This window comes from Dolichospermum planctonicum, from assembly GCF_005402965.1.
Taxonomy (GTDB): Bacteria; Cyanobacteriota; Cyanobacteriia; order Cyanobacteriales; family Nostocaceae; genus Dolichospermum; species Dolichospermum planctonicum.
The window spans coordinates 1-10,343 of sequence record NZ_BJCF01000083.1 but is presented as its reverse complement, the minus strand read 5'-3'; the positions used below and the strand labels follow the sequence as shown (position 1 = coordinate 10,343).

The following is a 10,343-nucleotide window of genomic DNA, read 5'->3' as shown; positions in this document are numbered from 1 at the left end:
AATCTTAGTAATTCAAAACTCTATATATATGGACGCACTATTTTCCACCAATAACATCATCATACCCGAAACTCAAAACACTGTCAAGCCCCCCGGCTGAAATTACCAAAACTCGTGAAATTATTGAGTGCATAGTCCTATAAATAAATTTCGTGTATAATCAAGATGCCCCCAGGGGGGATTATCAATTATGATATTGTGGGATAAGTAAAGTTTAGTAACAAATATTAGAAACTTTGATTAATCATACATTCTTTTCCTATACAGCTACTAACCCTACGTTAGATATTGGTGATGGCATTAAAAAAACCTCTTTAGCAAACTTGATATCTTCCCGACAAAATTGGTTAGTATTTGCAGCGTCGGTATTTTTAGTATCAGTACCAGTGTTTGTGGAAGCACCATTAGTAAGATCATTTCCTGCGCTAAGTGTATTTTTAACAGGCTTTTTACTTTGGTTCAGTATGAGATTAATGTCAAGTTCAAGAACCTATTTATGGGGAGATTTACTCTTTGGGTTTAGCTGGACTTGGTTGACAGGGGCAATTTATTGGGGTTGGTTAAGATATGAACCAATCTGGCATATACCCATAGAATCACTAGGATTACCCTTTGCTTTGTGGTGTTTAGCGAAAAATTGGGGTAAAATCGGCAATTGGTTCTATTTAGGTTCTTTGCTGGGGACAGTTTTAACCGATATTTATTTTTATTTAGTAGATTTGATGCCCTATTGGCGACAAATTATGAGAATAGATCCCGCAGGAGCTTCACAAATCTTACAAAATGCCTTAGAACAAGTCGAAACACCCTGGGGAGAGGGCTGGGCGGTCATTCTTGCCCTGATACTGATGACAGTGGGAACAGTCTCTTTACTGAATAAACAATGCCATTGGTATGCCTTTGGAGGGGCAATTTTGAGTACAATTCTAGTAGACAGTCTATTCTTAATAGCAGCGGTTCTAGCGTGAAATTCCCATCAATGGGGAAAACACCCAAAAATAGGCGCGTAAGTGCTATGAGGAAGAATTTTTGGCAAAAGTCAAAGTAAACCAAATAGTAGTGAATATTGTGGATATTGATACGCTGTATATTAGTTCTTGATGACTGTTGTGCAAGATCCCAAGCTAAAACGAAGAAGCTAAACCATGAGAAAATCAGGATCAAGTTAGAATAGAAACTGCTCTAACAACCTGAAAATTCTGGCTTATGCCCTACGGTTTATGGCTTGTGGCTGCAAATAATCAACAATTTAATTGCTGTTTGATAGAAAGAGGTAAAAAATCGTGAAAGGATTGGTGCGTTTATTCACTGTATTTACATTGTTGCTAGGTTGTTGGGGAATGCTGGGAACTACTCAGACAGCCCAAGCTGTTAGTTTCAATAGCTTTGCAGGAAATCAAGTTCCAGTTTTAGCACTTGCTCGCCAAAACAAAGCAGATCAGAAACTGGGAACGGACTTTGGTAAAAAAATTGATTTGAATAATACCAATATCGCTGCTTTCCAAAAGTATCCAGGACTATATCCCACCTTGGCTAAGAAAATTATCAAAAATGCTCCTTACAACAAAGTAGAGGATGTATTAAATTTGGCAAAATTGAGCGATAAACAAAAAGCACTTTTGCAAGCCAATTTGGATAATTTCACCGTGACAGAATTTGAGCCTAACTTCAACGAAGGTGATGATCGCATTAACAACGGTATCTACAGATAACCTTAGTTGGTAATTGGTAATTGGTGATTGGTAGGGGCAATAGGCAAAAAGTCTAATAAATTTCTCTATTACCCATTACCCATTACCCATTACCCATTACCCATTACCCATTACCTATTACCCATTACCCCACCTTGTCTGATATAGATATTCCTAACCAATTTGATGTTTTAGTAGTCGGTGCTGGTGCAGCGGGACTATATACAGCCCTATGTTTACCAGCATCCTTACAAGTCGGCCTAATTACTAAAGAAACAGTTTCCCTATCCGCTAGTGATTGGGCGCAGGGTGGTATAGCCGCAGCCGTCGCCCCAGAAGATTCGCCAAAACTGCATATTGAAGACACATTAAAAGCCGGAGCGGGTTTATGTGATCTAGCTGCTGTAAAATTCTTAGCTGAACAAGCTCCCAGTTGTATTCAATCCCTGGTTAATTTAGGAGTCGCTTTTGATCGTCATGAAAGTAACTTAGCCTTAACCTTAGAAGCAGCCCATTCTCGTCCTCGTGTTCTCCATGCGGCTGATACCACTGGTAGGGAAGTTACAACTACCCTGAAAAATCAAGTTCTGCGTCGTCAGAATATCAAAGTAATTCAGCAAGCTTTGGCTTTGAGTTTGTGGATAGAACCCCAAACAGGTCAATGTTTGGGAATTAGCCTATTTTATCAAGGTAAAATTACCTGGGTGAGAGCCGGAGAAGTAATTTTAGCTACGGGTGGCGGTGGTCAAGTATTTGCCCAAACTACTAACCCAGAAGTAAGTACAGGTGATGGTGTGGCCATTGCTTGGCGGGCGGGAGCGATTCTTAGGGATTTAGAATTTGTGCAGTTTCATCCTACAGCCTTGAGTAAACCGGGACGTTTTCTTATTAGTGAAGCCGTACGCGGTGAAGGGGCGCACCTGGTGGATGATACCGGGCGACGTTTTGCTTTTGATTACCACCCATCTGGGGAATTAGCGCCGCGAGACGTGGTGAGTCGAGCAATTTTTAGTCATTTACAAAATACCGCCTCTGACCCGGCTACAGCCCATGTTTGGTTAGATATGCGTCCTATTCCCCCTGAGAAAATTCGTCATCGTTTCCCCAATATCATCGCCGTTTGTCAACGTTGGGGTATTGATGTCTTTAATCAACCCATTCCCGTTTCTCCCGCCGCCCATTATTGGATGGGTGGTATTATCACAGATGTGACTAATTCGACCAATATTCCCGGTTTATATGCTGTTGGGGAAACCGCTAGTACGGGGGTACATGGTGCAAATCGTTTAGCCAGTAATTCTCTTTTAGAATGTATTGTCTTTGGGGCGCAAATGGCTAATGTTGATCATGAAAAATTGATAATTCAAAAACAGAAATCTGTTAACTTTATTAAAAATGGAAATTTTGCAGTTAACCCGTCTGCAATTGATTGGGAAAATCAACAAAGACAATTAGCAGAAATTCGCCAAAATTTACCCCGTATAGTTTGGCAAAGTGCGGGTATTTGTCGAGAAAAATCAAGTTTAGAAACTGCCATTTCTCAAATCAAATCTTGGCAAAAAGACTTTGCAGCTTTACCTTTAAGTCAATTATTATTAAGTTTACAGCCTGGACAATCAGTTAATTTTCAACAACCGAAAATTGAAAAGGAATTGCGGCTTTGGGCAGAAACTCGTAATTTATTAGATGTGGCCGAATTAATTCTCAAAAGTGCTGTTTTTAGAACCGAAAGCCGTGGTGGACATTATCGTTTAGATTACCCCCAAACTGATCCTAATTGGCAAGTGCATACTCTGGTGAAAAATCAAGAATGGGTAATGGGTAATGGGTAATTGGTAATTGGTGAAATTAAAGATAAATATATATTCACCTGATTACCTTATCGCCATTCCCATTCAAGTGAGGTACAAGCAGTAATAATTGTAGCTTGCTTCCCGAAGGGTACGCAGATGGACGCAGATAAACGGAGATAATTTTGTACTTTATTAGACTGGGAAACGCTATCATTTCCAATGATAACTTACGCAACTGGTCTAATAAATGAGATCGTAGTTAGGACTTTAGTCCTATCTTCTAGAGGCTATGGGAACAATCATCAGGGCTAAAGCCCTGACTACAAACAAAACATAATAATTTTTTGTCACAATTGCGTAAGTCTTACTAATTTTTAACGGAAATATTTAAAGTTTTTCGGACCTGTATAACCTGTGATATTTGCTAATTCTTCTAGACTTTGTACTCCACTATAGCTTTTACCATTAATAATCCAAGTTGGGAAACTTTGAATTTTTGCGGCTTTACATAATTCTGGTTTACCATTGGGACTATCACCAGCGCACTCTACCTTAGAATTATCATTAATGATTTGATAAGCTTCTTTCCCGAAAAGTAACTTTTGTTCATGACAGTGGGGACACCAATAGGCTACATATTCCTTAGCACCAGATTTAACCAGATGTTGGGCTAGGGCTATTTCCGCTTCTCCAGATTTAGTAGTAATTTCCCAGCCAAATTCAGGATTTGGGTATTGTTTTGGGGTAAAGGTGATTGCTGTAGGTTTTCCATCAGTTGATTCAGTAATATTACCTGATGGGCTGATTTGAGAATAAATTCCTAAAGTCCCAATTAGCGTCACAATCGTTACAATTAAAGCGGTAAATAAAAGTTGTCCGCTATCTTCCCAATCCCTACCCATGACGGTTAACACTAACATGATTAATGCAAATAAGGCGGAAGCGATACAGTAAAGACAAATAGCTTTCAGTTCAAATGCTAGTACATACATTAAGTATCCACTAAAAACCGACATAGCGATCGCTCCTATAAACAGCAACCACCAAGTCACATTTTCTAGTTGTTTCTGACTTTTGTTATTTTCCCCTGAGTTCAATGCCAAAGGAGCTAAAGCGAATATAAACATACCCATGTATGCCAATAAACCAAATACAGGTAATGGTTGACCAAAAACTGTAGCCCAAGGACTAGAAAGGACATCTACACAACTCTTAACATTTTCTGGTGTAGTGCAAACCGGGGCGCTGCCGGTCAGCTTTTCAAAAGTGAGATAACCTGTATTCAGGATACCAAAACCGGAGATCGCTCCAATGGCTGGACGCGACCATTTATAAATACTAGGAGTAGAACGACGACGAATCATAATATTAGTGATTGGTAATTGGTAATTGGTAATTAGTTTAGAAATCATCTAAATCAAGCAAATCAAAAGCATCATAGTTCAGACAATAGAGGTCTGCGGGCGGCTTCCACAAATTGACTGACGCGAATGGGGTCTATGGGTTGCTGAATTTGACCATGACGTTTGAGAGAACTAGAAACAATTACCCCATCTGCTGCTTGTAGGAGAGTGCTAACATTTTCCCAACTTGCGCCACTACCAATAAAAACGGGAGTTCCATCCGCCGCAGCACTAGCTAGTTCTAAATCCTCTTGCTCAGGAGGACTACCAGTAGCCCAACCAGATAAAATTACCGCATCAGCCAAACCCCTTTCAATAGTGTCTTTCACAACAACAGTGAGATGAGGAGAACTCAACGGACGGGCGTGTTTTACTAAAACATCAGCAAAAATTTTCACGTCAGATCCTAATTCTCGACGATACCGTAGTAATTGATGAGCTTCCCCTTCAATTAGTCCTTGGTCAGTTGCCATTATACCTGTAAGTACATTAATACGAACAAATTGTGCATTAACACAACTAGCAACAGCGATCGCACTTCTGCCATCATTGCGTAACACATTTAATCCCACAGGCACAGTAACCAAGTTCTGTATACGTTGTACAACCACAGTCATGGCACTGACAACAGCCGGGTCAACTTGATTTTTAGTAAATGGGGCATCGAAAAAATTCTCAACGATAATCCCATCAACCCCTCCACTAGCAAGGGCTGTGGCTTCTTGTTCAGCGCGGTCAATCACTGCTTTGAGACTACCTCCCCAACGGGCTGAAGTAGGTAAGGGTAGCAAATGCACTACGCCAATAATTGGGGTTCGGGTTTTAAATAACTGATATAAGTCCACGTTTTTAATTTACTTCGCACATTCTCAAACTCTTACTCTTTGCGCCTTGGCGCGAAACATAACTCATACCGACATTATGCAACGCCGGTTTTTCTGTTCCCTGTTCCCTGCTGTGTGAGTCCTAAGCGGTTTTTTCATGGTCAGGTTGTAACCTCCTCCTCAAGATGGAAATTAACTTTCAACCTTCCCTAAGATATGTTAAGATAAAATCTGATTAGAAGAGAAGTTTGCCACTCACAAGATGCAAGGCAGCTTCCCGTCATTTAATTGTAAATGCCGGAGTAGCATTACTGCTTGATGGGCGTGGTCGCCAGTGCGATTTCCCGGTTGGGTAGCGGCTTCTCAAAACAGACCTCCGGGTCGGCTTCCCAATGGGTAAATTAACAAAGCCCACGCTGCGGTAATTTAAAATACCAATAAGCGAATTGTTAAAAAATATTACGAGTGTCAGACTTACCCAAAGATGCTCAAGATTACCCTGGGAAACAAATTAGTAGAAGGATCATGATATGGCCTCATCTGTAAAATAGAAGAGGTTGAGGGATTGTATTTACTAATTAAAGTTGCTAATGATGCAGGTGAAATCTGGTAATTAGTAACGGGTAGTTGGGTAGGAGTTATTTATCTATATATCCCGACCCAATTTGAATGTTAATTAGCAAGGAAAAACGGAACATTTATTGAACATGATGGGTGAAAAGCCAACAGTTGCCATTTCTCACCTGGGCTGCGAGAAAAATCGCATTGATACAGAACATATGTTAGGGCTGCTAGTAAACGCAGGCTATAGTGTAGATAGCAACGAAGAATTAGCAGATTACGTAATTGTTAATACCTGTAGTTTTATTGAAGCAGCACGACAGGAATCAGTAAAAACCCTAGTAGAACTAGCGGAGGCTAATAAGAAAATCGTCATTACAGGCTGCATGGCCCAACACTTTCAAGAACAATTATTGGAAGAATTGCCAGAAGCGGTGGCGGTAGTGGGGACAGGAGATTATCACAAAATTGTGGATGTGATCGAGCGAGTAGAGCAAGGAGAGAGAGTTAAAGAAATTACCGCCGAACCTACTTATATCGCAGATGAAACCACACCGCGTTATCGGACAACAACCGAAGGAGTAGCTTACCTGCGAGTGGCTGAAGGCTGTGATTATCGGTGTGCATTTTGCATTATTCCCCATTTGCGAGGAAACCAGCGATCGCGTACCATTGAATCAATAGTAGCCGAAGCCCAACAACTGGCAGATCAAGGTGTGAAAGAAATAATTCTCATTTCTCAAATCACCACCAATTACGGCCTAGATATTTACGGAAAACCCAAATTAGCCGAACTGCTGCGGGCTTTAGGGAAAGTAGATATACCTTGGGTGAGAATGCACTACGCCTATCCCACCGGATTAACACCAGATGTAATGGCGGCCATCGAAGAAACCCCCAACTGTTTACCATATTTAGATTTACCCCTGCAACATTCCCACCCAGAAATTCTCCGGGCTATGAATCGTCCTTGGCAAGGACAGGTCAATGATGGGATTATGGAAAGGATTAAAATGTCCCTACCATCAGCAGTGCTAAGAACCACATTTATAGTTGGTTTTCCGGGAGAAACCGAGGAGCATTTTCAACATTTATTAGAGTTTACACAACGGCATAAATTTGATCATGTTGGTGTATTTACTTTTTCACCGGAAGAAGGAACTCCAGCCTACAGTCTACCTAATCAAATTCCAGCAGAAATAATGGCAGCACGCCATGATCAACTAATGGCATTACAACAGCCAATTTCTTTGCAGAAAAATCAACAGGAAATCGGCAAAATTGTTGATGTCCTAATTGAGCAAGAAAATCCTGAAACGAGCGAACTAATTGGTCGTTCTGGTAGATTTTCTCCCGAAGTTGATGGTCAAGTCTATGTGAAAGGAGAGGCTAGGCTAGGAACTATCGTCAAAGTAGCGATTCAAAGCGCCGATGCCTATGACCTTTATGGTCAAGTTGTCAATAGCGATAGATTATTATCTCGTTCTCTATCTACTGTTGCATAAGACTTAATTTACAAATAAGTATCGGTTTACAAATCAAAAATTCACAATAAAATCTAGGAGAGTTAATGAACTTATCATTTCAAGAATTAGGCATTTCCCAAGAACGTGCTGAACTGTTAGAAAACATGGGTTTTTCTGCACCTACTAATATCCAAACCCAAGCAATTCCTCAATTATTAAATGGTCGGGATGTAGTCGGTCAATCCCAAACAGGAACAGGTAAAACCGCAGCTTTTTCCCTACCAATTTTAGAACGGCTAGATCCTGATCAAAAAGCTGTACAAGCAATAGTTTTAACCCCAACTCGTGAGTTAGCCATTCAAGTTCATGCGGCTATTTCCCAATTTATTGGTAATAGTTACTTGAAAGCAGCAGCCATTTATGGTGGTCAATCAATTGACCGGCAAATTATGCAACTCAGACGGGGGGCGCAAATCGTTGTCGGTACACCAGGACGGGTGATAGATTTATTAGATCGTGGTAGCTTGAAGTTAGATCAAGTACGGTGGTTTGTGTTAGATGAAGCTGATGAAATGTTAAGCATGGGCTTCATTGATGATGTGGAAAGAATTCTTTCCCAAGCACCAGAAGAAAGACAAACAGCCTTATTTTCTGCAACAATGCCACCATCAATTCGGATGTTGGTAAATAAATTTTTGAACTCACCGGTAACTGTCACCGTTGAACAACCCAAGGCCGCACCAAATAAAATCAATCAAGTAGCTTACATTATTCCCCGTCACTGGACAAAAGCCAAGGCCTTACAACCAATTCTGGAAATGGAAGACCCAGAAACAGCTTTAATCTTTGTTCGCACCCGTCGCACAGCCGCAGAATTAACCAGTCAATTGCAATCTGCTGGTCATAGTGTGGATGAATATCATGGTGATTTGTCCCAGCAAGCGCGGGAACGTCTATTAATTCGCTTCCGTAACCGTCAAGTGCGTTGGGTAGTAGCTACTGATATTGCAGCTAGGGGTTTAGATGTTGATCAACTTTCTCATGTGATTAACTTTGATTTACCTGATAGTGTGGAAACCTATGTTCACCGCATTGGTCGTACCGGTCGCGCTGGAAAAGAAGGAACAGCCATTTCTTTGGTTCAGGCTTTTGAACGCCGTAAACAACAGGCTTTTGAACGCCATAACCGCCAAACTTGGCAAATTCTGTCTATTCCTACTAAAGCGCAGATTGAAGCTCAACATATTCAGAAGTTAAGAGGACAAGTAGCTGAAGCTCTAACAGGTGAACGGTTAGCTTCATTCTTGCCCATTATCAGTGAAATGATTGCAGAATACGATGCTCATGCGATCGCTGCGGCTGCTTTACAAATCGCTTATGATCAAACCCGTCCCGCTTGGTTACTATCAGGAGTGGATTTACCTGTAGAAGAAAGCCCAACTCCCAAACCCAGAATTAACAAACGCCGTATAGATGTCGGTGATGGTTCAGAACGGGAAAGCGAACGTGGTGGTGGCTTACGTGGTTCTGGAGGCGGTAGAGGCCGTTCTTCTTGGTCAAAAGAGGGTAAAGGTAACGATGAAAGACGTAGTAACGGTGGCGGTAGTCCTAAACCCAAGTTAAGAACAGCCCACGGTGAAGCTTCTCCCACTCCTAGCAATCACAAATTAGGTTCACATACTGGTAGAGAATAGTTAAGCAAAGTAGCGGTAATTTATTTATTAATTAATTAATTAATTAATTACCGCTGCCATACTCTCTAATCTCGAAATAACGTAGTATACTGGGGTTAATCGTATTTAACCGAAAGATGAAATACCTAACCCCAGAACAAGTTTACAAACAATTTGGCTACCACCCTAAGACGACGGCAGAATGGGCTGACTTAGGGAAAATAGAATGTATTTCCCTGGGGGACACCGGAGATATCCAGAGTCAGCCTTTATCAAAACAGTTCCAACGGATAAAGAACGGGTTCTTTACGCCCGTGTCAGCACAAAAACCCAGTTGTTAGACCTTGACACACAAATAGAATTTTTAGGTAAAACTTACCCAGGATGTCGAGTCGTCAAGGATGTTGCTAGTGGCATCAACTGGAAGCGGAAAAACTTTCTTAAATTAATGACTCAAGTTGCGGAAAATCAAATCTCTGAAATTGTGGTGGGACACAAGGACAGGTTATGCAGATTTGGTTTTGAATTCGTTGAGTGGTTTTGCAACCTTCACGGCTGCAAAATTGTTGTGGTGAACAATGCCAAGCTATCACCGCACGAAGAGTTAATGCAGGATTTTATGGCTATCATGCACTGCTTTTCCTCCAAACTTTACTTTCTTCGGGCTTACAAGAAAAAAATAGCCGAAGAGCAAAATATTCATGAAACAAATAGTAGCGAATACGAGTCAATAGGAATATAATAGTAAAAGACGTAGCAAACCAAGTTCATGAAACTCAAAGTAAAGAATCAATTAACCGTTACGAGAATCGCCATTTTAGGGACTAAAAAACTAAATACTTGGAAATCTAACGAACTTGATTTAATTGCTTTGCGTTTAGGACAACTGCGCTCTGACTTGTGGAATGAGTTCGGCTCTTTAAAGGCTTGGG

8 protein-coding genes are annotated in these 10,343 nt (G+C 40.9%); 6 read left to right on the top strand and 2 right to left on the bottom strand.

Annotated features, from left to right (window positions below):
• The first annotated feature begins 287 nt into the window (after nucleotides 1-287).
• The 3 genes from FFO06_RS20190 (at nucleotide 288) to nadB (ending at nucleotide 3,523) form a co-directional block, all read left to right on the top strand.
• The gene (locus FFO06_RS20190; protein WP_370744026.1) at nucleotides 288-968 is read left to right on the top strand and encodes a DUF3120 domain-containing protein; all 681 of its coding nucleotides are present in this window, start codon (nucleotides 288-290) and stop codon (nucleotides 966-968) included.
• 315 nt (nucleotides 969-1,283) lie between these two features.
• Nucleotides 1,284-1,712, top strand: coding sequence for a photosystem II complex extrinsic protein PsbU (psbU, locus tag FFO06_RS20185; protein WP_137909627.1), 429 nt, complete (start codon nucleotides 1,284-1,286; stop codon nucleotides 1,710-1,712).
• A 134-nt stretch (nucleotides 1,713-1,846) separates the two neighbouring features.
• The gene (gene nadB, locus FFO06_RS20180) at nucleotides 1,847-3,523 is read left to right on the top strand and encodes an L-aspartate oxidase (RefSeq protein ID WP_137909626.1); all 1,677 of its coding nucleotides are present in this window, start codon (nucleotides 1,847-1,849) and stop codon (nucleotides 3,521-3,523) included.
• Nucleotides 3,524-3,858: 335 nt separating this feature from the next.
• Here nadB and FFO06_RS20175 read toward each other — a convergent pair whose 3' ends face one another.
• Together FFO06_RS20175 and btpA are read right to left on the bottom strand one after the other, a co-directional pair.
• Nucleotides 3,859-4,848, bottom strand: coding sequence for a vitamin K epoxide reductase family protein (locus FFO06_RS20175; protein WP_137909630.1), 990 nt, complete (start codon nucleotides 4,846-4,848; stop codon nucleotides 3,859-3,861).
• Between the two features lie 71 nt (nucleotides 4,849-4,919).
• Nucleotides 4,920-5,732, bottom strand: a complete 813-nt coding sequence (gene btpA / locus FFO06_RS20170; protein ID WP_137909625.1) for a photosystem I biogenesis protein BtpA — start codon at nucleotides 5,730-5,732, stop codon at nucleotides 4,920-4,922.
• 689 nt (nucleotides 5,733-6,421) lie between these two features.
• On the opposite strand from btpA, the gene rimO reads away from it, so the two are divergent.
• From rimO to FFO06_RS20155, 3 genes are all read left to right on the top strand, one after another.
• Complete coding sequence (rimO, locus tag FFO06_RS20165; protein ID WP_137909629.1) at nucleotides 6,422-7,777, top strand: 30S ribosomal protein S12 methylthiotransferase RimO; 1,356 nt, start codon at nucleotides 6,422-6,424, stop codon at nucleotides 7,775-7,777.
• A gap of 65 nt (nucleotides 7,778-7,842) precedes the next feature.
• On the top strand, nucleotides 7,843-9,432 hold the full coding sequence (locus FFO06_RS20160; RefSeq protein WP_137909624.1) for a DEAD/DEAH box helicase: 1,590 nt from the start codon (nucleotides 7,843-7,845) through the stop codon (nucleotides 9,430-9,432).
• 205 nt (nucleotides 9,433-9,637) lie between these two features.
• Entirely contained in the window at nucleotides 9,638-10,153 is a 516-nt protein-coding gene (locus tag FFO06_RS20155) for an IS607 family transposase (RefSeq protein WP_236097199.1), read from the top strand.
• Nucleotides 10,154-10,343 lie beyond the last annotated feature (190 nt).

Bases quoted from the DNA above. Each gene is read 5' to 3' on its own strand.
- FFO06_RS20175 (WP_137909630.1), bottom strand. From the start codon at position 4,848: ATGATTCGTCGTCGTTCTACTCCTAGTATTTATAAATGGTCGCGTCCA.
- rimO (WP_137909629.1), top strand. From the start codon at position 6,422: ATGGGTGAAAAGCCAACAGTTGCCATTTCTCACCTGGGCTGCGAGAAA.
- FFO06_RS20160 (WP_137909624.1), top strand. From the start codon at position 7,843: ATGAACTTATCATTTCAAGAATTAGGCATTTCCCAAGAACGTGCTGAA.
- FFO06_RS20155 (WP_236097199.1), top strand. From the start codon at position 9,638: ATGTATTTCCCTGGGGGACACCGGAGATATCCAGAGTCAGCCTTTATC.